General features: G+C 22.0%; 29 protein-coding genes and 4 pseudogenes. 22 read left to right on the forward strand and 11 right to left on the reverse strand.

Annotation, left to right across the window (positions count from 1 at the left end; genetic code table 4):
- Nucleotides 1–714: 714 nt before the first annotated feature.
- Entirely contained in the window at nucleotides 715–3,783 is a 3,069-nt protein-coding gene (locus ACXUB0_RS01840; protein ID WP_458257561.1) for a DNA polymerase III subunit alpha, read from the reverse strand.
- 363 nt (nucleotides 3,784–4,146) lie between these two features.
- On the opposite strand from ACXUB0_RS01840, the gene ACXUB0_RS01845 reads away from it, so the two are divergent.
- Nucleotides 4,147–4,365, forward strand: a complete 219-nt coding sequence (locus tag ACXUB0_RS01845) for an ankyrin repeat domain-containing protein (RefSeq protein WP_458257562.1) — start codon at nucleotides 4,147–4,149, stop codon at nucleotides 4,363–4,365.
- On the opposite strand, the pseudogene ACXUB0_RS01850 reads toward ACXUB0_RS01845, so the two are convergent.
- From ACXUB0_RS01850 to ACXUB0_RS01890, 9 genes and pseudogenes are all read right to left on the reverse strand, one after another.
- Nucleotides 4,321–5,258 (reverse strand): annotated as a pseudogene (locus ACXUB0_RS01850) (IS3 family transposase). The gene ACXUB0_RS01845 and the pseudogene ACXUB0_RS01850 sit on opposite strands and share 45 nt — an antisense overlap.
- A gap of 224 nt (nucleotides 5,259–5,482) precedes the next feature.
- Nucleotides 5,483–5,705: pseudogene (locus tag ACXUB0_RS01855) on the reverse strand (transposase); the annotation flags it as partial.
- A 63-nt stretch (nucleotides 5,706–5,768) separates the two neighbouring features.
- A pseudogene (locus ACXUB0_RS01860) lies at nucleotides 5,769–6,681 on the reverse strand (IS256 family transposase); the annotation flags it as partial.
- Nucleotides 6,682–6,971: 290 nt separating this feature from the next.
- A complete protein-coding gene (gene thiI, locus ACXUB0_RS01865) occupies nucleotides 6,972–8,144 on the reverse strand; it encodes a tRNA uracil 4-sulfurtransferase ThiI (RefSeq protein ID WP_458257563.1) in 1,173 nt (390 codons plus the stop codon).
- Between the two features lie 23 nt (nucleotides 8,145–8,167).
- A complete protein-coding gene (locus ACXUB0_RS01870) occupies nucleotides 8,168–9,856 on the reverse strand; it encodes a hypothetical protein (RefSeq protein WP_458257564.1) in 1,689 nt (562 codons plus the stop codon).
- A 50-nt stretch (nucleotides 9,857–9,906) separates the two neighbouring features.
- Nucleotides 9,907–10,680 carry a type III pantothenate kinase gene (locus ACXUB0_RS01875; protein WP_458257565.1) on the reverse strand — a complete coding sequence of 258 codons (774 nt, stop codon included), beginning with the start codon at nucleotides 10,678–10,680 and terminating at the stop codon, nucleotides 9,907–9,909.
- A gap of 2 nt (nucleotides 10,681–10,682) precedes the next feature.
- Nucleotides 10,683–11,357: a diadenylate cyclase gene (locus ACXUB0_RS01880; protein ID WP_252320291.1), complete on the reverse strand. Its 675-nt coding sequence runs from the start codon at nucleotides 11,355–11,357 to the stop codon at nucleotides 10,683–10,685.
- Nucleotides 11,358–11,647: 290 nt separating this feature from the next.
- Entirely contained in the window at nucleotides 11,648–12,010 is a 363-nt protein-coding gene (locus tag ACXUB0_RS01885; protein ID WP_458257566.1) for an IS3 family transposase, read from the reverse strand.
- Complete coding sequence (locus ACXUB0_RS01890; protein WP_458257567.1) at nucleotides 11,937–12,437, reverse strand: IS3 family transposase; 501 nt, start codon at nucleotides 12,435–12,437, stop codon at nucleotides 11,937–11,939. The genes ACXUB0_RS01885 and ACXUB0_RS01890 overlap by 74 nt, the downstream gene beginning before the upstream one ends.
- 246 nt (nucleotides 12,438–12,683) lie before the next feature.
- Between ACXUB0_RS01890 and ACXUB0_RS01895 the strand changes: the two genes are divergently transcribed.
- From ACXUB0_RS01895 to ACXUB0_RS01935, 9 genes are all read left to right on the forward strand, one after another.
- Nucleotides 12,684–13,088: a hypothetical protein gene (locus ACXUB0_RS01895; protein ID WP_458257568.1), complete on the forward strand. Its 405-nt coding sequence runs from the start codon at nucleotides 12,684–12,686 to the stop codon at nucleotides 13,086–13,088.
- A gap of 501 nt (nucleotides 13,089–13,589) precedes the next feature.
- Nucleotides 13,590–13,994, forward strand: coding sequence for a hypothetical protein (locus ACXUB0_RS01900; RefSeq protein WP_458257569.1), 405 nt, complete (start codon nucleotides 13,590–13,592; stop codon nucleotides 13,992–13,994).
- A 338-nt stretch (nucleotides 13,995–14,332) separates the two neighbouring features.
- Nucleotides 14,333–15,292 carry a rolling circle replication-associated protein gene (locus ACXUB0_RS01905; protein WP_458257570.1) on the forward strand — a complete coding sequence of 320 codons (960 nt, stop codon included), beginning with the start codon at nucleotides 14,333–14,335 and terminating at the stop codon, nucleotides 15,290–15,292.
- Nucleotides 15,293–15,515: 223 nt separating this feature from the next.
- The gene (locus ACXUB0_RS01910) at nucleotides 15,516–15,791 is read left to right on the forward strand and encodes a hypothetical protein (protein ID WP_458257571.1); all 276 of its coding nucleotides are present in this window, start codon (nucleotides 15,516–15,518) and stop codon (nucleotides 15,789–15,791) included.
- A 60-nt stretch (nucleotides 15,792–15,851) separates the two neighbouring features.
- Entirely contained in the window at nucleotides 15,852–16,055 is a 204-nt protein-coding gene (locus ACXUB0_RS01915; RefSeq protein WP_458257572.1) for a hypothetical protein, read from the forward strand.
- Nucleotides 16,045–16,167 carry a hypothetical protein gene (locus ACXUB0_RS01920; RefSeq protein ID WP_458257573.1) on the forward strand — a complete coding sequence of 41 codons (123 nt, stop codon included), beginning with the start codon at nucleotides 16,045–16,047 and terminating at the stop codon, nucleotides 16,165–16,167. Before ACXUB0_RS01915 ends, ACXUB0_RS01920 begins: the two co-directional genes overlap by 11 nt.
- A gap of 2 nt (nucleotides 16,168–16,169) precedes the next feature.
- A complete protein-coding gene (locus ACXUB0_RS01925; protein WP_458257574.1) occupies nucleotides 16,170–16,313 on the forward strand; it encodes a hypothetical protein in 144 nt (47 codons plus the stop codon).
- A gap of 245 nt (nucleotides 16,314–16,558) precedes the next feature.
- Nucleotides 16,559–16,690, forward strand: coding sequence for a hypothetical protein (locus ACXUB0_RS01930; protein ID WP_458257575.1), 132 nt, complete (start codon nucleotides 16,559–16,561; stop codon nucleotides 16,688–16,690).
- Between the two features lie 44 nt (nucleotides 16,691–16,734).
- Nucleotides 16,735–17,514 (forward strand): hypothetical protein, encoded by a 780-nt coding sequence (locus ACXUB0_RS01935; protein ID WP_458257576.1) that lies wholly within the window; start codon nucleotides 16,735–16,737, stop codon nucleotides 17,512–17,514.
- Nucleotides 17,515–17,629: 115 nt separating this feature from the next.
- Here the strand turns inward: ACXUB0_RS01935 and ACXUB0_RS01940 are convergent.
- Nucleotides 17,630–18,079 (reverse strand): annotated as a pseudogene (locus ACXUB0_RS01940) (transposase); the annotation flags it as partial.
- A gap of 368 nt (nucleotides 18,080–18,447) precedes the next feature.
- Between ACXUB0_RS01940 and ACXUB0_RS01945 the strand changes: the two are divergent.
- The 12 genes from ACXUB0_RS01945 (at nucleotide 18,448) to ACXUB0_RS02000 (ending at nucleotide 22,181) form a co-directional block, all read left to right on the forward strand.
- Nucleotides 18,448–18,936, forward strand: coding sequence for a hypothetical protein (locus ACXUB0_RS01945; protein WP_338986766.1), 489 nt, complete (start codon nucleotides 18,448–18,450; stop codon nucleotides 18,934–18,936).
- Between the two features lie 132 nt (nucleotides 18,937–19,068).
- Entirely contained in the window at nucleotides 19,069–19,251 is a 183-nt protein-coding gene (locus ACXUB0_RS01950; protein ID WP_458257577.1) for a hypothetical protein, read from the forward strand.
- Nucleotides 19,252–19,253: 2 nt separating this feature from the next.
- Nucleotides 19,254–19,460 (forward strand): hypothetical protein, encoded by a 207-nt coding sequence (locus tag ACXUB0_RS01955; protein ID WP_458257578.1) that lies wholly within the window; start codon nucleotides 19,254–19,256, stop codon nucleotides 19,458–19,460.
- A 15-nt stretch (nucleotides 19,461–19,475) separates the two neighbouring features.
- Nucleotides 19,476–19,652, forward strand: coding sequence for a hypothetical protein (locus ACXUB0_RS01960; protein ID WP_458257579.1), 177 nt, complete (start codon nucleotides 19,476–19,478; stop codon nucleotides 19,650–19,652).
- Complete coding sequence (locus ACXUB0_RS01965; RefSeq protein ID WP_458257580.1) at nucleotides 19,652–20,014, forward strand: ERF family protein; 363 nt, start codon at nucleotides 19,652–19,654, stop codon at nucleotides 20,012–20,014. Before ACXUB0_RS01960 ends, ACXUB0_RS01965 begins: the two co-directional genes overlap by 1 nt.
- Nucleotides 20,014–20,379 (forward strand): hypothetical protein, encoded by a 366-nt coding sequence (locus ACXUB0_RS01970; protein WP_458257581.1) that lies wholly within the window; start codon nucleotides 20,014–20,016, stop codon nucleotides 20,377–20,379. The genes ACXUB0_RS01965 and ACXUB0_RS01970 overlap by 1 nt, the downstream gene beginning before the upstream one ends.
- Nucleotides 20,380–20,585: 206 nt before the next feature.
- Nucleotides 20,586–20,735, forward strand: coding sequence for a hypothetical protein (locus tag ACXUB0_RS01975; RefSeq protein WP_458257582.1), 150 nt, complete (start codon nucleotides 20,586–20,588; stop codon nucleotides 20,733–20,735).
- Nucleotides 20,736–20,936: 201 nt separating this feature from the next.
- Nucleotides 20,937–21,098, forward strand: coding sequence for a hypothetical protein (locus ACXUB0_RS01980; RefSeq protein ID WP_458257583.1), 162 nt, complete (start codon nucleotides 20,937–20,939; stop codon nucleotides 21,096–21,098).
- Nucleotides 21,091–21,648 carry a hypothetical protein gene (locus tag ACXUB0_RS01985; RefSeq protein WP_458257584.1) on the forward strand — a complete coding sequence of 186 codons (558 nt, stop codon included), beginning with the start codon at nucleotides 21,091–21,093 and terminating at the stop codon, nucleotides 21,646–21,648. The genes ACXUB0_RS01980 and ACXUB0_RS01985 overlap by 8 nt, the downstream gene beginning before the upstream one ends.
- Nucleotides 21,648–21,830, forward strand: a complete 183-nt coding sequence (locus ACXUB0_RS01990) for a hypothetical protein (RefSeq protein ID WP_458257585.1) — start codon at nucleotides 21,648–21,650, stop codon at nucleotides 21,828–21,830. Before ACXUB0_RS01985 ends, ACXUB0_RS01990 begins: the two co-directional genes overlap by 1 nt.
- Nucleotides 21,831–21,833: 3 nt before the next feature.
- Complete coding sequence (locus ACXUB0_RS01995) at nucleotides 21,834–22,016, forward strand: hypothetical protein (protein ID WP_458257586.1); 183 nt, start codon at nucleotides 21,834–21,836, stop codon at nucleotides 22,014–22,016.
- A 3-nt stretch (nucleotides 22,017–22,019) separates the two neighbouring features.
- Nucleotides 22,020–22,181 (forward strand): hypothetical protein, encoded by a 162-nt coding sequence (locus tag ACXUB0_RS02000; protein ID WP_458257587.1) that lies wholly within the window; start codon nucleotides 22,020–22,022, stop codon nucleotides 22,179–22,181.
- The last annotated feature ends 59 nt before the right edge of the window (nucleotides 22,182–22,240 follow it).

A 22,240-nucleotide genomic window follows, 5' to 3' on the forward strand; every position in this document is an offset into this window, starting at 1 on the left:
TACATCTTTAACCTTAATAAATTTTTTTAACATAAAAAATGATATAAAATATATTCCTTCTTTCTATAATTATTATCGAAAACAAGAAATAATAACAAAAGAAAATGGTTTTAATTTAATAAAAGAACATGGTCTAATTTATATGTTAACTAATAATAAATTATATTTTTGTAAACATTACCTCTTCCAAAATATTGTTGAAAACTATAATCTTAAATCATTAGTACAACTAAAAATTGGAATTGTTTTTGCTATAATTTTAAGTCCAATTTTATTATTTATAACTATATTACTAATCTTTTTAAATATTTATTTAAAAATAAAAAAAGCAGATAATAACTTTTGAGATGCTATTGAAAATTGTGAAATTATTAATAATTACTATGTTCATTAATTTTTTATTTATTATTAGAAATTAAAGTAAGAACCTGTTTGGAATCTTTTAAACATAATTAAACTAAAAAAGGGAATAATTATTTCTAACCTGACAGTTAATTAACATTTTATTTTCTTTGTCATTTTTTTGTTAAAAAGATTTTATCATTTGACAACTTATCGATTAAAAATTTATTTTTCAACTATAAAATAACATTTATGATATTAATTTAATCAAAAATAAGTTAAAAAAGATCCTAAACAGGTTCTAAGAAATTTAAAAACTATTGATTATATTTATTATTTAATATAGTAAGCATAGATAAAATTATATGCTTACTATAAATTTTTAATTACTCTTGATAAAATTAACTGAATATTATCATTATAAATTTCTACCTTTCCTTCCATTAAAATTACTTTATTAACTTGTAAATATTCTTGGTATATTTGATATAACTTTTCAAAAACCGTTACTTCAATAACATTACTATCATTTTGCATTTCAAAAAAAGCCATTAATTTTTTAGTTTTAGTTTTAATTACTCTAATATTATTGATAACTCCATATACTCTAACATGTTGATCAACATAATTATTAATATATGCTAAATCAATAGCTTTATTATGAGGATCTAATTGCTCTTTTCATAGTAATTTAGGATTATATTTTAAATAAAGTCCTAATGCACGATGTTCATTAATACTATTATTATTTCAATCATCTTCTCTTTGTAACATAATTGGTTTAGCAATTAAATTAAAATTTAATGATAATTCGCCACTAGCTTCATCTTTTACCTGCACCATATTTGCATATTCTAATGCAGCATCCAAGTTTAATAATAACATTGTTCGATTTGATTGAATATCATCTAACGCACCAGCAGCAATTAAATGTTCAATGTTTTTACGATTCAAACCAATAAATATTGCCCGAGCACAAAAGTTAAAAAAATCTTGAAAAAATCCATTACTAGTACGTTCTTTAATAAGATTACTACAACTACCTTGACTCATTTGCTTAATTGCTTGTAAACTATAACGAATAGCTTTTTTAGCACCATCAATTAAAAAATCAATGCCAGAAAATTGAATTGATGGTGGTAAAACTTTAATTTGATATTTTTGACATTCATTCAAATATTGTAACATTTTTTGATCATTACCAATAACACTACTTAATAACGACACCATAAATGCCAATGGATAATTTGCTTTTAAATAAACTAAATAATAACTAATTAATGAATAAGCGACAGCATGAGATCGATTAAATCCATAACCAGCAAATTTTTCAATATCTTCTCATATTTTCTTAACAACTCTTGGTGAATAACCTCTATTAACAGCACTTTTAATAAATGAGTTTGCTTGTTCTTTCATAACTGTAGTATCTTTTTTACTAATTGCACGACGAATTAAATCAGCTTTTCCTAATGAATAACCAGCAATTTTCTGTAAAATTAATAATATTTGTTCTTGATAAATAATAATGCCATAAGTTGATGCTAAATAAGGTTTTAAATCTTCATGAATATACGTAACTTTTTGTTTTCCTAATTTACGATTAATATAATCTTGAATGTACTCTTGTGGTCCAGGACGAAATAAAGAAGAACTACCAATAATATCTTCTAAGTTATCAACTTTCATTTTAATTAAAATTTGACGCATTCCTGAAGATTCCAATTGAAAAATACCTGTTGTATCACCATTTTTAATAATGTTAAAACTTTTTTCATCATTTAAAGGAATTTGAGATAATTTTAAATTTAAAAAATAATGTTTGCTTACCTGTTGTAAAATATTTTGCAAAATAGTTAAATTACGTAATCCTAAAATATCCATTTTTATTAAACCAAGAGCTTCTAGGGTTTGCATTGGAAATTGCGTTTGATAAATACCTTGAAATCCTAGTTGTAATGGAATAGTAGTAACTAACGGTGCTCTTGTAATAACGATTCCTGCTGCATGAGTACTAGTTTGTCGTGGAAAACCAAGAATTTCTTTGGTTAAAGTAAACAATAAAGGATACTTATTTGCATATCATGCTAATTTTGGTGATTGTTTAATAGCCATATCTATTTCAAAATTATATTGAATTGGTATTAATTTTGTCATTTCATTAATATCTTCAATATTAACTTGAAAAACTCTTCCCAAATCACGAATTGCCATTTTACTAGCAATTGTTTGAAAAGTAACAATATATGCAACATGTTCTTTGCCATATTTTTGATGAATATAATTAATAACTTCATCTCTTCTTGTATCTTCAAAATCGATATCAATGTCTGGTAATGATATTCGTTCTGGATTTAAAAATCTTTCAAAAATTAAATTATAAGTAATAGGATCAACACCAGTAATTCCTAAAACATATGCTACTAAACTACCAGCAACACTTCCTCTACCTGGTCCAACCATTATATTCTTGCTTTTTGCAAATTTAACATAATCATTAACAATTAAAAAATAATCAGCAAAACCCATTTCATTAATTACTTGTAATTCATATAAAACTCTTTTAACGTATGTTTCAGGAATTTCACGACTTTGAAAATGCGCTTCTAATCCCTGTTTACATAATTCTTGCAAATATAAATTACTAGTAAGATTATTAGGGCAAGTAAATTTTGGTAAACTTAATTCTGCACTATTTGGCTTATTTTTAGGAAATTTTAAATTACATAGTCAAATAACCTTTTCAATATTTTCAATAATTTCATTTGGATAATGTTGCATTAAATCTTGTTTAGTTTTATATAAAAACTCATTACTTTTTGATAAATCTTCTGATTTTAATGTTTTTTGTTCTTTAATAGCTTGTAAAATTTGATAAGTACGATGTTGTTTTTCATCTAAATATAAAACCAAATCAATTGGAATAATATTAGATGTAATCGATTTTAATAAAGTAATATTATCCATATCACTAGGTACTAAACCAAAATAAACTAATTCATGACCTGTTGAATTTAAAATATCATAATTGTTTTTAATATATCTAATATTTTTATTATTAGCATGAATAATAACTAAAACTTCACGTGTTTGATTTAGATATTTTTTTACATCATTAGTAGTAACAATATTATTATTAGTACTAATAATAGTAGAAAGCTCTATTAATCTTTGATAACCAGCATATGAAGTTGCCATAATAGTTAATTCAACTTTATCAGTAGCACTTTCTCAAACGCAATTTAAACCAATTAATGGTTTAATATCATTCTCTATACATGAATTACAAAATTCATAAGCACCATACATTATATTTTTATCTACTAAAGATAGAACTTTTAAATTATTTTTTTTAGCAAATTCAATATAATCACTTATTTTAATAGTTGATGAAAGAAATGAATAATTAGAACGAACATTTAAATTAACTATATATTTCATACTATCCCCTACAATTCTTGAATGACTTATATTACAAGTTAATTTTAACATCATTTTCTTGCTAGGTTATTCTTAAGTTATTGTTTTTAATACAAAACTATTTAAAACACTTAAAATCAACTTTTTTAGAAATAAAATAAAAAAATAAATTTTATTTCTAAAATTTATATTAAAAAAGAAAAAATAAACATTATTTTTTCAATAATTAATAATAAATAATTTGGGAAAAATTATAATATATTTTTTTACATATTAAAACCAATAATATGTTAAAATCTGCATAAACTTAATACAAGTTTTCAACTTATTACTTCATTTTAAAGTAAGTGAGTTTGTTATTTTTAATCAAATAAGGAGAAAAAAATGGATATTCAAAATATTAATTTAATAAAAGCTGCTAAAATCGGTGATCTACAAGTAATTAAAAAAATAATTAAAAATGGTGGCAATGTTAATTATATATGCGATGATATAACCGCTTTAATATGAGCAGCGCAAAATGGTCATTTAGATGTGGAATGGCAACACTTTTTAGGACTATTTTTTGGTAGACACTTGTTCTTGATATTTGATAGGAGTTAAGTAGTTTAAAGTGCTGTGGATTCTTATGTTGTTGTATCAATTGATATAATCAAATAATTCTAATTTTAATTGGATTAATGATGTAAAATTTTTATCATTAATAAATTCAGTTTTGAAAGTTTTAAAAGTTGCTTCAGCAACAGCATTATCATAAGGACAACCTTTTTTGCTTAAAGATCGAGTAATATTGAATGCTAATAAAAGATTATTAATAATTTTATTGTTAAATTCATTACCTCGATCACTATGAAATATTTGGATATCTTTTAAACAGCGATTTGATTGCATAAATGCTTGATATACTAGTAATGCATCTTTTTTAACTCCAACACTATGTCCAATAATTTCGCGGTTAAATAGGTCTATTAATAGGCAAATATAGTTTCATTTACCATTAACTTGAACGTAAGTTAAATCACTAACAATAACTTCATTTTTAACCCTATTATTAAAGTTTCTATTAACAAGATTGGTTATTTGACTATTATTGACTTTATTATGATGATTTTTGAATGATAATTTAGTGTATTTTGATATTAAATTATGCTTATTCATAATTTCTTTAATTTTTCTGCGTGATAAATAAATTTCTTGGTTTTCTAAAATTTTTTTTAATCTTCTAGTACCATAAACTTCTTTATTTTCTTTAAAATATCATTTTCCATTCTTAATTGTTTTAATTCTTTTCTTAATTTAATTAATTCATTTTCTTCAACAGAACGATTATCTTTAGTTTTAAAACTACCTGAATTAGTAAATTGCTTAATTCAATTATAAGTAGCTGCTCTTGTAACATTGTACTCTTTAGCAAGACAAGACACTGACTTACCGCTTTGATATAAAGCTACTATTTGTTTTTTAAATTCATCTGAATATGAGTTAATATTGGCCATAATTATACTTCCTTTCTTTTCACTAATTTGTTCACTTGTCTACGTAATTAGTGTCCAATAAAGTGTAACCCATCCACTTTATTTTTAGCAGTATCTGTGTTCTTAACACTTTGTGAATCAATTATACAAAAACTAGTTTGTTCTTTTCTACCATTATTGATACGAACTTTTCTAACTAATTTTTTTTAAAATTACTTGTCAAGTGCTAGGTTCTTTATCACTATTTTTACTTCAAATTTGAAAATAATAATATACAGTTTGTCATTTTGGAAAATTTTTTGGTAACATTCTTCATTGACATCCACTTTTTAATACATATAAAACTGCACAAAATACTTCATATAAATCTAAATTTCTTGGTTTTGTTTTCTTTTTGCTATTTTCTAAAATTGATCTTATGTTCTCAAATTGTTCTTTAGTAACATGACTTGGATAATTTTTATGCATATATACCCCTTATCTTAAAATATATAGTCATTTTACGTTATTTTATAAAAGATTCCAAACAGGTTCTAAAGCCTGCATTGCTTGTTCTTCACTACATGCAGTATAAATTGGTTTTAAATCTGCAACTAGAGATTTTCTATGCTTATATGAGACATATTTCAAACTATTTCTAATTTGATGAACGATGCATAATTGATGTTCTGTTTTAGGATAAACTAATTGTATTGCTTCTGACATTCCTGTTAAATTATCACTACAAGCAATAAGAATATCATTTAAGCCTCGATTTTTCATTTCTGTGAAATTGGCTAATCAAAATTTAGAACCTTCATTTTCACTAATTCATAAGCCTAAAACATCTTTTTTACCTTCTAAATCAACTCCTAAAGCTATATACACAGATTTGTTAATAATGCGTTTATCTTGTCGTATTTTAACTACTATGCAATCAAAATAAACAATCGGATAAATACTATCTAATGGTCGATTTTGCCATGCTTTTACATCATCAATAACATCATCAGTAATTTGACTAATAACACTTTCACTAATATCAGCACCATGATATAACTATTGTAATTACATTCTAATATCTGATAATGTCATACCTTTTGCATATAAAGAAAGAACTTGTTGATCAAAACCATCAAATCTTCTTTGTCTTTTTGCAATTATTACAAGATTAAAATTACTATTGCGATCTCGGTACATCAATCTCAATTTTACCTTGTTGAGTTATTAATTTTTTTGAACTTATACCATTACGAGCATTGTCACTATTACTATGTTGATTCTTATCATATCCTAAATAATTTTGCATCTCAGAATTCAACATTTTTTCTACTAATCTTTTTGTTAATTCTTTATACAAACCTCCCTCTTTAAAAACTGTTGTTAAATCTTCAGTATTTTCTAATAATAAATCTACTGCTTTTGATATTGGATCATTATTATTAATATTTTGCTTTTTAGCCATCTGTAATTCACTCTTTCTAGGTTTATTATAGAATTAATTAAACATAGTTATTTTTGTAAGTTACACAGATTACTAAACATTACCGAATTGAAAAAACAAAATTATTAGTAAATGAAATAAATGGAATTGATTTACAAAATCAAACTTCAACAAGTAATCAAAATACTTATTGTAATATTTTATAGTTTACTATTAAAAAATAACAAAAAGAGTGAAACTTCACTCTTTTTTTATATTTAAAGTAAATAAACTGCAATTTATTAAAACTATTAAATTATTAATAAATTTATTTATATTTTTTCAATATCTTTAAAACTATTTATTAAAATTTGTTCTCAATCAATTATTTGCTTTAAATCATTTTCTAAAAGTTCACATTCTTTAATCTTTGGTTGTGTAACAGAGTTTTTGGGAACAAATAATGAACAACAATCAGCGAATGGTAAAATTGATGTTTCATAAGTACCAATTTTTTTTGCAAGATTAATAATATCAACTTTATCTTCGGCAATTAAACTACGCAAAATTGGTAAATTGCTAACAATATTAATAGCATTAATACTTGCTAATGTTTGTGAAGCAACCTGACCAATCGCTTCACCAGTTGCTAATGCTTGAATTTTATATTTTTCTGCAAATAAACTAGCAATTCTAATAAACATTCTACGCATTAAAGTAATACGATAACTTTCTTTCTTAATATGACTTAATTCATTTTGCAAGTTAGTAAAATTGCAAATATATAAATTTTTACTACCAGCATTATAAGGTGCTAAAATTTGAACTAAAGTTTCTACTTTTTTTAATGCTGTTGGTAAAGTAAAAGGTGGAGTAGCAAAATGTAAATATTGAACTTGTAATCCTCGTTTCATTAATTTATATGCTGCTACAGGGGAATCAATACCACCGCTCAATAATAATAACACTTTCCCTGAACTACCTACTGGAAATCCACCAGCACCAATAATTTTATTTGCAAATAAATAAATATCATCTTTATTAACTTTGATATTTATTTTTAAATCAGGATTAGTAACATTAACTTTTAAATCTGTTTTTTTTAAAATTATAGAAGCTATAATTTTAACTATTTGTTCTGAATTTAATGAAAAACTCTTATCACTACGACTAACAAAAAGTTTAAATGTTTTAAAATTTGTTAGATCTTGACTTAAAATTAATGATATTACTTTTTCTGATAATATTTCCATATTTTTAGCAATTCTAAAAGCAGGTGATAATGAACTAATACCAAATATTTTCACCAAAATATTAATAACATCATTCATTACGTCAAGAGATAAATTAGTTAATTCCATCCGATCATGAAAATGAATAATATTTATTTGTTTATAATCACTAAGAGCATACTTAATATTTATTTTTAATTGTTTAATAAAATCAATCCGATTTTTACTTTTAGTTGTTAATTCACCATAAAGAATAATAATAATTGGTACCATTTAATTTTCCTCTTTTTTAAAATTTATTCCATTAATTCCAATAATAATGTTAATGCTTTTTGATTATGATTATTAGTGATATTATTTTCAATTTCATTAAATTTACTATTAAGTTGCTGATTAATTGAACGATGACGATTAGCATAAACAAGAGTTAAATGTGATAATTTATGAATAGTAATTTCCATTTTTAATTCAGTATAAAGATGAAAAATTTTATTTTGTAAATCATTAAATTTACTAAAAGAAGAATTATCATAATTTCCATTTTTAAAATTTAAAATAGTATCATTTATTAAATATTGTAAATCACTAAACTTTTCTTTATAAATTTCATTTAAATAATAAAAATTAATATTATTTAAAATATTATCAATTTGTAACATCATTGAATTGATTTTATCAACATAAGTTTTAAATTTAATTTTTGCTTTATTTTGTTCATTCAACAATTTATTATACTCTTTTAAACTATTAAAAACAACAATACTATTTTCAAATAACGCCGCTAATAACATCACTAATGTTTCATAACTAGTATTTTTTATTGATTTTTGATGTTCTATGATTAATAAATTATCAAAATGATTAACAGTAGCAAGTTGTTTATTAATAATAGTTTCTAAGTTAGTTATTTTGCTATTTTCTATCATTTTAGAATTAATTTTATTTGAAAGAGCAATTTCATTTTTAATAGCTTCAAATATTTCATTAAAATTAAAACTCATAACTAAAAATTTTTCATAATTTTCTTTAAAAATATTATAAAATATTTGTTCTTTATCAATTTTATTACTAAAAGTGGCAATTAATTTTAATATTTCTTGAGTGTTAACCTTAGCTTTTTTGTATTGTAAATTATTAATTTGTTTATTAATAAAACTTAACTTTTCATCAACGTTTGCTACTAATTGTTCGTATTGTAAAAGTAAAGTATTATTTATTTTTATCATTTGATATTTATTTTTTAAGGCCGCCATTTTCTGTTTAATTTCATATGTTATAATATAACGAAGTGTTGGTAAATTATCTAAAATTTCTGCCAATGTTACAACAGCAATCGCAATCTCACTTAAAATAGTAATAATTTGACTAACATTAATAGCATTAATATTTGTTTCTAATTCTTTAAACATATCATTAATTATTTTAATAACTTCATCTAATTGTTCTCGATTAAGATCGTTTTGTAAATTAATCTTGATCATTTGATCTTGTAAATAATTAAAATTTTGTTTAAAAAATAATTGATATTCTCGTAATAATTGATCAATACTAATAAAATAATCTATTTCAATTGTTAATAACTGCAATTGATTTTTTAAATTATTACTTTTATTATGCATTCTATACATTAATTTATATCTTTTTCATAATTCTTTATTATTTTGTAATTTTAAAATTTGAATATATTTTTTAAAAACCTTATTTAAATCTTTTTTTAAAAAAAGATTATAACGACTAATTCAAATCCCTAAAATAGAACTATATTGTTCATTTGCTTGTACCATTTGATTAATACGATTTAATCTTTCTTTAATATTAATATTTTGAATATATTGCAAATTTTTATAAACCATAAATTGTTTATTTTTATACGAACTAAAAATTACTAATAAACTTGTTAAAACGATAATAGTAAAAATTAATAAACTAATAATAGTTATTATAATAATTTGTGCACTAGTTAATTTATAAATTTTTATTAACATCAACATAGTTTTATTCTCCTTTCCTTATATTTTAAATATATTAAAAGATATTAATCTTTTATTTTATTATTACTTCTAAAATATTTAATAATATCAACTAAACCTAAAAATAACATTTGTGGTTCATAAATATAAGAAAAATCAAAATAAGATTTTAAAATTGGTACACTACCTCCTGTTAAAATTACAGGTAAACTAATATTTGTTTCATTTTTAATTCTAGCAACTATACTATTAATCATTGCACTAAAACCATAACCATAACCAATTGATAAAGCATGATTAGTATTTTTACCTAACATTGATTGATAATGTTGCATTTCAAAATCAACAAGTAAAGCAGCATTATCAATCAATGCATCTTTACTTGTACTAAATCCAGGTCCAATAATAACGCCAACCAAAACATCATTAACAACAACACTATAGGTAGTAGCAGTTCCCAAACTAACAACTATCGCATTGTGATACTTAGTATAAGCAGCATATGATAATGCTATCAAATCACTACCTAATTGACGATTTTCTAAATTAAGTTTTAAAGGTAAAGAACTTAGTAAATTAAAATCAACAATTAACGGTTTTAAATTATATGTAAAAACAATTAATTTTTCTATTATTATTAAAAAATTTGGAACAACACAACTAATAACAGCTTCTTCAAAATGTAATTTTTTATTTAATTTAAATGCTTTTTTCAATTGAACAATTGCAGTTTTACTTTTGGTTTCTATTACTGCTCATTGTTCAATAATTTCACTATCATTAATCATAGCAATCTTAACTAATGTATTACCAATATCTACTAATAACAAACTTTTCATTATTATACTTGTTGAACCATTTCTTTAGTTGAAGCTAATTCATCATATAGTGTACGAACAAGATTATTTAAGTTTTCAACTTGTAAAAACTTACCACTACGAGCTATTGAAACAGAACCATTAGTTTCACTAACAATAACTGATACTGCATCGGTTTGCTCTGATATTCCAATAGCAGCACGATGACGTGAACCAAATTGACTAGATATTTTTTTATTAGTTAGTGGAAAATAAGTAGAGGCACATTCAATACGACCTAAACGAATAATAACTGCACCATCATGCAAGGGTGAACCTTTAATAAAAATAGATTGTAATAGTTGTGAAGTTACTTCACCATCAATTTTTACTCCCAAATCAGTATATTCATTTAATGAAACATTCCTTTCAATAGTAATTAGTGCTCCAATTTTTTCTTCTGCTAATTTAATCACTGCTTCTGCTAAAACACTTGCTAACATTCTTTTTTCTGAAGTTGCTAGTAGTTTCATATGAGATTTATTTCTTGTTGTTCATCAAACTTTTTTACCACGAATAAAGGTATTCATAACTATTAAAATAAGAATTGTCATTAATAAAGAAATGGTTATTCCAAATAAAACCGCTATTTCAGCAATAACTGTTCCAATATCTGCTGAAATTACAGTCGAAATAATATTTAACGGTAATACACTCATATTAAATACCACCATTCCTTTATTTTTTGATTCCACTACTTTAATTATAAAGTAAAAAAATTATTTTTGATATTATTAGTATAACAACTTATCATAATTTACAAAATACTCCTTTTAAAAATAAATTTAAAAGGAGTACTAATATTTTTGATAATTTTAGATTTTATCTTATATAAGTTTATAAAATTATTATTTGTTAATTATCTTTATTAACTATAAATTTGGTACAGTGTTATGAAGATAATTTTTATTTACTACGGATAATGTTGGAATTGCAACACTTTTTAGGACTATTTTTTGGTAGACACTTGTTCTTGATATTTGATAGGAGTTAAGTAGTTTAAAGTGCTGTGGATTCTTATGTTGTTGTATCAATTGATATAATCAAATAATTCTAATTTTAATTGGATTAATGATGTAAAATTTTTATCATTAATAAATTCAGTTTTGAAAGTTTTAAAAGTTGCTTCAGCAACAGCATTATCATAAGGACAACCTTTTTTGCTTAAAGATCGAGTAATATTGAATGCTAATAAAAGATTATTAATAATTTTATTGTTAAATTCATTACCTCGATCACTATGAAATATTTGGATATCTTTTAAACAGCGATTTGATTGCATAAATGCTTGATATACTAGTAATGCAAACACTATGTCCAATAATTTCGCGGTTAAATAGGTCTATTAATAGGCAAATATAGTTTCATTTACCATTAACTTGAACGTAAGTTAAATCACTAACAATAACTTCATTTTTAACCCTATTATTAAAGTTTCTATTAACAAGATTGGTTATTTGACTATTATTGACTTTATTATGATGATTTTTGAATGATAATTTAGTGTATTTTGATATTAAATTATGCTTATTCATAATTTCTTTAATTTTTCTGCGTGATAAATAAATTTCTTGGTTTTCTAAAATTTTTTTTAATCTTCTAGTACCATAAACTTCTTTATTTTCTTTAAAAGCACTAATAACAGCTTCATCATACATATTATTTTTGATTTTATTTTCTTTTTTCTTTAAGTTAAAATAATATGTTGTTAAGTATCGTTTTTGTTTTATTGTTGTCAATATCGAGTGAAAATTTCCCAAAAATATTTATCAAAAATTAAATTATTTTGGAAAGTTACACTGTTAAATAAACACAAATTCTAAATAACCCCTAAAAATTTAGTTCCTTGTTTTCATATAGGAACTTTTTTATTTACAAACCAATTTTTAATGAATATAATAAATATGAATTAAAAATAGTTTTAGAAACCTAATTGTTTTATTTTTAAACAATTAGGTTTCTAATTTTGAAAGGATTTTTAATATATGGATAAACAATTACAAGAAAGTCAAAATCAAATTTCTAAGTTAAGTAATGAATTTAGAAGTTTGGAGAAAAAGCTAGATAATGAAAAAAGAAAAGAAAAAGAAATAAATAAAAAAATATCTTGTTTAACAAATCAAGATATTAACAATAAAAATGAATTAAAAATAAGAAATGAAATAAGAAAATATGAAAATGAACATAGAATTATTTCTCAAAAAGTAAATTATTTTGAAATTAAATTTAATTCAATAAAAGAAGAATTAAAAAAAATATCAAATTTAAAAATGGAAATTTATAACAAAAATTTAGAAAAGTTAAAAATAAAAAAGTTTGATGAAGTTGAAATTAATAGCTTTGAAAATAAAAATTATAAGGGTTTTAAAATAAAATCACTAAAATTATAAAAAAGATATTGCAATTGCAATATCTTTATGTATTTAAAATGAATTTTAAGGCACCAAATTTGCTCATATTCAAACGATTTAAAAATTTATATGTTTTAGTATTCAAAAAATAAACAGCCCTTTTTAGGGCTGTTTTAAATCGAATTATTATTAATTATAAGTTATATAAATAACTTCACTTTTGGGAAATTATTACTCGATAACTAATAGGAAATTTTTACTAAATAATGACAGTTTTTGTTTTATTGTTGTCAATATCGAGTGAAAATTTCCCAAAAATATTTATCAAAAATTAAATTATTTTGGAAAGTTACACTGTTAAATAAACACAAATTCTAAATAACCCCTAAAAATTTAGTTCCTTGTTTTCATATAGGAACTTTTTTATTTACAAACCAATTTTTAATGAATATAATAAATATGAATTAAAAATAGTTTTAGAAACCTAATTGTTTAAAAATAAAACAATTAGGTTTCTAATTTTGAAAGGATTTTTAATATATGGATAAACAATTACAAGAAAGTCAAAATCAAATTTCTAAGTTAAGTAATGAATTTAGAAGTTTGGAGAAAAAGCTAGATAATGAAAAAAGAAAAGAAAAAGAAATAAATAAAAAAATATCTTGTTTAACAAATCAAGATATTAACAATAAAAATGAATTAAAAATAAGAAATGAAATAAGAAAATATGAAAATGAACATAGAATTATTTCTCAAAAAGTAAATTATTTTGAAATTAAATTTAATTCAATAAAAGAAGAATTAAAAAAAATATCAAATTTAAAAATGGAAATTTATAACAAAAATTTAGAAAAGTTAAAAATAAAAAAGTTTGATGAAGTTGAAATTAATAGCTTTGAAAATAAAAATTATAAGGGTTTTAAAATAAACTCACTAAAATTATAAAAAAGATATTGCAATTGCAATATCTTTATATATTTAAAATTAATTTTAAGGCACCAAATTTGCTCATATTCAAACGATTTAAAAATTTATATGTTTATAGTATTCAAAAAATAAACAGCCCTTTTTAGGGCTGTTTTAAATCGAATTATTATTAATTATAAGTTATATAAATAACTTCACTTTTGGGAAATTATTACTCGATAACTAATAGGAAATTTTTACTAAATAATGACATTTTTGTTTTATTGTTTGTTTTTATAATTTTTTATGTTAAGATTTGTTTGTTATTAAAATGTATAAAATTGGTTTTTAAAACCTAGAACTCGGAATTTTTATATATGGATATTCAACAAGATTTTTATGTTAAAAAGATTTTTTATGCTTGTTATGTTAAAAATGTAGTTTTACCTATTTCTTTTTTGAATAATATTGGAAATAAGAAAGGTAAATGTTATGTTGGTAATAAGCAAAAATTAAGAAATAATACTGTTCGTACTAAAACTAATTTAATTCAAAAAGCATTACATAATTTTTATAATAGTAATATGTTAAGTTTTGTTACTTTAACTTATGCTGAAAATATGCAAGATGTTAAACAAGCAAAAAAAGACATTCGTTTATTTTTTCTTAAATTAAAGAAATGATGAAATGACCCTAAGCGTGCTAAATATATGGGTGAATTAAAATATATGTATGTTTATGAATATCAAGACCGTGGAGCAGTTCATTTTCATATAATTTTTAATAGAAAGATACCTTATAATATGATACGTGATTGATGACCACATGCTGGAAATGCTAAGGGTATTGATTTGAGAGTTGTTCGTAAAGGTACAAATGAGTTTGTTATTAAATATTTAGGTAAATATGTTACAAAATCACTAGATGATGCTAAATCTTTAAATCAAGAAGATGTTGGTATAAAAGCATATGCTTTTAGTCGTAATTGTAAAAATCCTATTATAGTTCGTGGTATTAAGAGATTGACAATTGGAGATATAATTAAAGCAAGTTTTAATGCAACGAATGTATTTTATTTTAAAACTCAAAAAGATAGTAATGGTGATACTGTTATGATTGGTGGTATTATTGAAAGTACTGTTGTAAATGATTATTTTAAAGAGTATGAAGATTACGAACGATATGTATATTTAAGTGCTTTATCGCATAAGCATTATTTACGGACTAGTGAAATAGGTTATTTAATTCAAAGAGATAAAGATGTTTTAACTTGGGTAGATAAAGTTTTTGGTAATAAAGTTGAAAAAATAGATTTTAAGAAAAAAGTTTTGCATTAGAAAAAAACTAATTTTTTCTATAATTTTACTTGTATATATATATATATATATATATAATGGTTAATGAACATTAGTAATTATTCGAGTTCTTACTAGTGTTCATTTTTTATTTTTTGTTGAAATTTTATATTTTTATGATATATTATTAATAAGTATAGGTTTACCCTACTATGCTTAACTTATTAAATTAATTTTTAATGAACTCGAAAGGTTAAGTTTTTTTATGTTTAAAGTACAGTTAGTTAATATTGAAAAAGGGCGTATTATTCCCGATAAAAATAATAAAGGTCAAACATTGAAGTTTGATTTTTTGAAGTTTGTAGAAATAAATAAACAAACAAGCGTGCCAACTGGTCAAACACGTGATAAATGATATAATCCGGAATTTGCTAGTGATTTTAATAATTGTTTATCTGCTGTTGATTTAAAAGTTGGTAATTTTTATTCACTTGAACTTGATTTAAGCGGTAATATTAAAAAACTTTTTAATTGAAAATAGTTATTTATTAAAAGGGTAATTTTAAATAATTATTAATATGTTAGGAGTTAATTTTAAATTATGGCTAAAAATGATAATTGTTCATCTGAACAAGCATTTCATTTAGCGATTTATATGTGTAAACTTTGTGACCAAGTTATTTGTCCTAAAAGAGTTTTGCAAAATTTATATACTAGAAAATATTATTGTCCAAATTGTATATTAGATATTGTTTTAAATAAATCAATGAGACAACAAGAAAGTAAGTTAAATTATGAGACATAAGTGTAGTGATTGAACTTATGAACGAGTATATGGTTGTGAAATGTGTTACAGAGTTGCTAATGAAATGGAACGAATAAGAAAACAAAATAAAAAAAATCAAGGTGGTAAATAAAAATGCAAGATTTAGAAAAACGTATTGAAGAATTAGAAATTATTGTTAATGATTTAGTTAAATTTCAAACTTTACTTTTACATTCTTTTAATTATCTTAGTAAAGATGAAGAGAAATTTAAAAATAATATTAAACGTTTAAAATAGTATTAAAAAAAACTGAATAGGGAGCATATATATACTTTTTTGTGTACTTTGCTCCCATGTTATACAAATTAGTATAAATATGCTCCTTATTAGTATATAAAGTAAGAAGTTTTATTTATGGAAAAAACGAAACAGTTTAAATATGACTATATGTTAATTGATAAAGCGTTTAGAGATGCTAGGGAAGATAAGCATTTGCAAGAGATTTTAAAAAGATTAAGTGAAAAATAGAGGAGACAGTAAACATGCCTAATGAGTTAGAACAAACTAGTAATTATACTTTAACTAAAATTTTAAGAACTGGATTAAGTCCATTAAGTGCTATGGTAGGAGTTATATGTATAACTTTTATTAGATATGCTAAGTTATACATATAACTATAATAGAAATTTTAAGAACTGGATTAAGTCCATTAAGTGCTATGGTAGAAGTTAGTGCTTATTATGGTCAATATTTAAAAGACCCAATTTTAGGTTCTATTAATTCTTTGTTATTTAGTAAGAAGTTGGCAATTGATATATGAAATATTAATCAAAGATCAACTACTAAAAATAAAGTTATTAATAGTTATAAAAAGATATTTTTAGGATTAGGAACAATTGGTTTAGTTAATTATGCTAAGTTTGTTAATTATGTAGATAAGTCAGTTTTTTTATTAAGAGATGAACCATGTTTTTGACCACCTTGTCCTACACCACCACCAATTCCTACCCCAATACCAACACCTAGTCCAATAGTTAATAAACCTTTTGTAGACTGAGATACTTATATATCTTTAAATAGTTTTGGTATAGCAAATGTTATTAGTGGTTTAACTGAATTAATACCTAATAGATTTGAAATTATACGTAAAATAGCGAATACGGGTACTGGTGGTTGTTTGATTAGTAGTGGTGTTGCTATGGGTATTAATAATAATTTTAATAATTATTTTGCTATTCCTACGATTATTGTCTGTGCAAGTGAGATTATAAATACTTTATTGTTATCGTTAAGAAATACACATAATAATACAGAATTACAAGAAGTATTTACTGATGAAAGAGCAAGATTAATTAATGCTAGTGTTAATGATTATCAAAGTACAAATGACAGTATGGTTGATGTTAATTTAAATGATGATAGTATGTCGGAGATTAATTTAGATAGAGCAAGTTTAAATTGGGATTATTCTTATGCTTATACGTTAGGTGGTGTTTAAAATGGTTAAATGAATAGTTGTGATAATTGCTGTGTTAGGTACTTTTTGATTTTTTAAAGATTCTATTAAAAAGTTAGTTTGAAAATTTAAACTGGAATGGCAACACTTTTTAGGACTATTTTTTGGTAGACACTTGTTCTTGATATTTGATAGGAGTTAAGTAGTTTAAAGTGCTGTGGATTCTTATGTTGTTGTATCAATTGATATAATCAAATAATTCTAATTTTAATTGGATTAATGATGTAAAATTTTTATCATTAATAAATTCTGTTTTGAAAGTTTTAAAAGTTGCTTCAGCAACAGCATTATCATAAGGACAACCTTTTTTGCTTAAAGATCGAGTAATATTGAATGCTAATAAAAGATTATTAATAATTTTATTGTTAAATTCATTACCTCGATCACTATGAAATATTTGGATATCTTTTAAACATCGATTTGATTGCATAAATGCTTGATATACTAGTAATGCATCTTTTTTAACTCCAACACTATGTCCAATAATTTCTCGGTTAAATAGGTCTATTAATAGGCAAATATAGTTTCATTTACCATTAACTTGAACGGGGGCGCATTGCAAACTTGGATACGGTTTAATAAGAAATTAAATGAAAGATAAAACTCTCATTTTTAATTGTTGAACAATTATAATTAATTATTTTGATAAATCTGTACTTTATTAAAGTAATTAATTATTACATAACTAAATAAAAATTATTAAAGGCTATAGTGCAGATATAACTAATAGTAATTTTTGTCATGCTCTTTTAAAACTTGATATTTTTTGGTTCCCTTCCCCTAGAACCCCTACCCTCCAAGGCTTTGCTACTTACAGTAGCATAAGCCTTACGTAGTAGTAGAAGTATTTAGTTATTAGTATATAAGCCTTTTATCACTGTAGGTGATAAGGCTTATACGTAGAAAGGATTCGTAATGATTAATGTTAATTTAGATATTAAAAATAAAGTAAGAGAAACAACTAAAGGTATGTTATTAGAAATTGGTGAATATGAAACATGATTTCCAATTAAAGATACTATTATTAATCAAAATAATAAAAAAATAACATTAAAAATAATTGAAGATTTTAATTATAAATTAGGTAAAAAATCAATTACAAAAGATATTGAAAGTATTAAAGGTAGTGAAATTTTAAAATATATTAAAAATATTTCAGATATTACTACAAATGAAAATAAATTAATATCTTGTGAATTTTATGAACAATATAATGGTTATTATATTTTTACAAATGATAAAAATCAAGAATGTTTTAAATATAACATTACATGAGAAAAAGATATGAAAAGTTTTAAAATAAATAATCCATATAAAGATAATGATTTAGTAATAAATTATATTGTTACACCAATGAAAGATATAAATACTCATAATGAAAAAATATTTTATTTAAAGTATTAAAGGAAAATAATATGTTATTAAATGTTGAAAAAATAGAATTAATTAAAAATTTATGTAATGAAAAATTACTTAAAAATAAAAAATATATTGAAATACAAGAAATATTAAAAATTATAGAAAGGGATGAATAAAATGAAATGTAATATTCATAATGAAAAATATATTTGATTTAGTGAAATTGAAAATACATATTATTGTAATAAATGTATTAATGACATGATTGAAAACGATATGTTTTTAACAAGTGATAATTGAGATTCTTTATATGAATATTATATTAATGAATTACAATTAGAAAATTTTAAAGGAGTGTAAATATGAATAGATTAGAATTAGAAAATGCAAGAAAATTAATAGAAAAATTTGAAGAATTACAAGAAGAATTTAATAGTAAATATGAATATTTTGAAGTTGAAATTGATAATGATGGTGATTTAAAAATTCATAATGATTATTTTATATATGAAGATGTAAAAAAATTAGAACAAGTAATTATTGATTATAAAAGAATTTTTAAAGGTTAAAGGAGATGAATAAATATGACACCTAGAAATAAAATTTCAAAAGATAAAATATTATTAAATAATTTTATAAGAATTCGTGTTTCTGATATTGAAAAACAAGAAATTAAAGATTTTTGTCAAAGTAAAAATATTACAATTACAAAATTTATAAGAGGTTTAATTAAAAATGCAATAAGAAAGAGTGATAAATAATGAATAATTTATATAAAAAAATACTTAAATTACAATTAAAAATTGGTAGTACACCTAAAAATGGTTTTAATAAATTTGGTAATTATAAATATTGATTATTAAGTGATATTTTTAATAAATTTAAATTATTATGTGAAGAATTAAATATTGTTATTACACATGAAGATATATTAACAACTGATAGAAAAATTAGTTATTTAGATAAAAATGAAGTAGAAATAACTTATTTTAAAAGATATACAATTATTGATTTAGATAATGATAAAGAAATTAAATATTTTGATATATTAGCATGTGCTAAAAATACAGATATAGCAAAAGCAAAAGGTAGTGCAGAAACTTATGCTTATAGATATTTTTAATGAATTTATTGTTATTAAGTGAAGATGAACTTGACCCAGATAATGATAATGTTAATTTAATACAAAATAATAATAAATCACAAAATAATTATATTAATAATAATGTAAAAATACAAAATGAAAAATGAGAACCAAGTGAAAAACAATTAGATTATTTTGAAAAATATATGATTACAAATACAGTTTTATTTGATGAATGTATCAGAGAAGATATGGAAAGATTAAATCCAAATAATAGTAAAGATTTTTTAATATTAATGGGTGAAAATTATTTAAAAAATTTATTTAATAAATTTAAAGAAATTCGTGAAAGATTTAAAAATATAAAATCTAATAATAAAAATGAGTATAGAAATTATGAATAAATGTAAATATTGTAATAAAAGAATTTGATTAACTAATTATTGATGTATGAATTGTTTAGAAATATTAATTATGAATTTAAATAAAAATAAGGAGAATAAATAATGGGATATTGAACAAAGTATAAATGTGTTTTTTGTGGAGAAATAATGATTGGTGATGAAGAAAATATTGAACATGTAAGAGAACATAGAAAGGGTATTAGATAATGAAAAAAGAAAATAGAGTTAATAAAAGTGTATTACGTAAATATATAACAGATTTAATGTTTAAGTATAAAGATAAAACAGATTCAATATTAGTTTTACATGAAATATTTTTATGATTAAATGAAAGTTGAGTTGATAATAATGAATAAATTAAAATTAAATTCTTTTGAGAAGTGAATAGAAACAAATACCAAATTATATTGAGATGAAAAAGAAGAAACATTTAAAACTAATGATAATAAAAATTAAAAAGAATAATAAATGTGGTTATGGTAGAGTTTATGCCCATAAATGTAATAACTTATGTAAGCAAAAACAAAATAAAAGAGTTAGAAAAGAAAGGATAAATTATGAATAAAGAAAAAATAATTAATTATCTTGACAATGAATTTATGGAATTACTTAAAGATGATATTAGTGATGAAATTAAAATTAATATTAGTAATTGGAAAATGAAATTAATAATGAAATTACAAGAAAAAATAGAAAATGGAGAATTTGATAATGAATAATTATTTACTTTCAATTGACCCAAGTATTAAAAATACTGGATTTACATTATGAGAAAATAAAAAACCAATATTTGTTAAAAGTTATAGTTTTAAAAAATATAGTACTGGAGTTGAAATTAGTAAATCAGATTATATTTATAATAATAACTTTAATTATTTAATACTTAATCAAATAGAAAAAGAATTAGATTTTCAATTAGGAAGTAAAAATTCAAAATCCAACTTTAATCTAATTATAGAACGTGGTTTTCCTAATATGAAAGGTTCTGAAACACAAGAACATTTACGTGGTTTTATTGCTGGACAATTTAATAAATTATTAAAAAAAGATATGTTAATAAGTCCTAAAGAATGACAAAATTGATATTTAAAAGAATTAAGATATGAAGAAGATGATTTATTTAAAGATAAAAAGTGAAATAAAGAAAAATCATTATATATAGTTGGTGGTTTAATTAGACAACAAAATTGAAATATAACTATATCAAATCATGATGAAGCAGATAGTTTATTAATTGGTTGATATTATTTAAATAAGGAGAATAAATAATGAAAAAACAAATAATTGTTGAAAATATTAGATTACATAATCTTCAATATTATAAAGAAATGAAAATTAAAGATTTAGTTAAAATGTCACAATTTGATTTAGTAAATAATTTTATTCATATATTAGAATGTATTATTTTAAGTTTAGAATTAGATACAGAAGATAGTAATGGAGATATATAATTAATGCAAAAACAAAAACAAGAAAAAGTATTACTTAAATGTATTGTTAAAGATTGTAATAGTAAAGTATTAGTTATTTTAAAAACTTTAAATATAGAAGATAGTGTAGTTCAATTTTTTAATATGTGTTATTTTCATAAAAAACAATTTAAAAATAAAGTAAAAGAAATTAAAAATAAGGAGTAAATAATGACTAAAGAAATTGAACAAAAAATTATAGAATTTACTAATCAAATAAGTCATAAATTAAATACAACTGAACAACAAGTATTAAATAAAATTATTAATAATTATATAAATTTAAGTAAAACTTTAAATAAAATAACAGATAATCATATAAATAATCATTAAATTATCTATATTAAATATAGAAAATATGATATAATTAAAATAAAGATAAGTATTGCTCA

The sequence above is a fragment of the Spiroplasma endosymbiont of Dactylopius coccus genome, assembly GCF_977110965.1.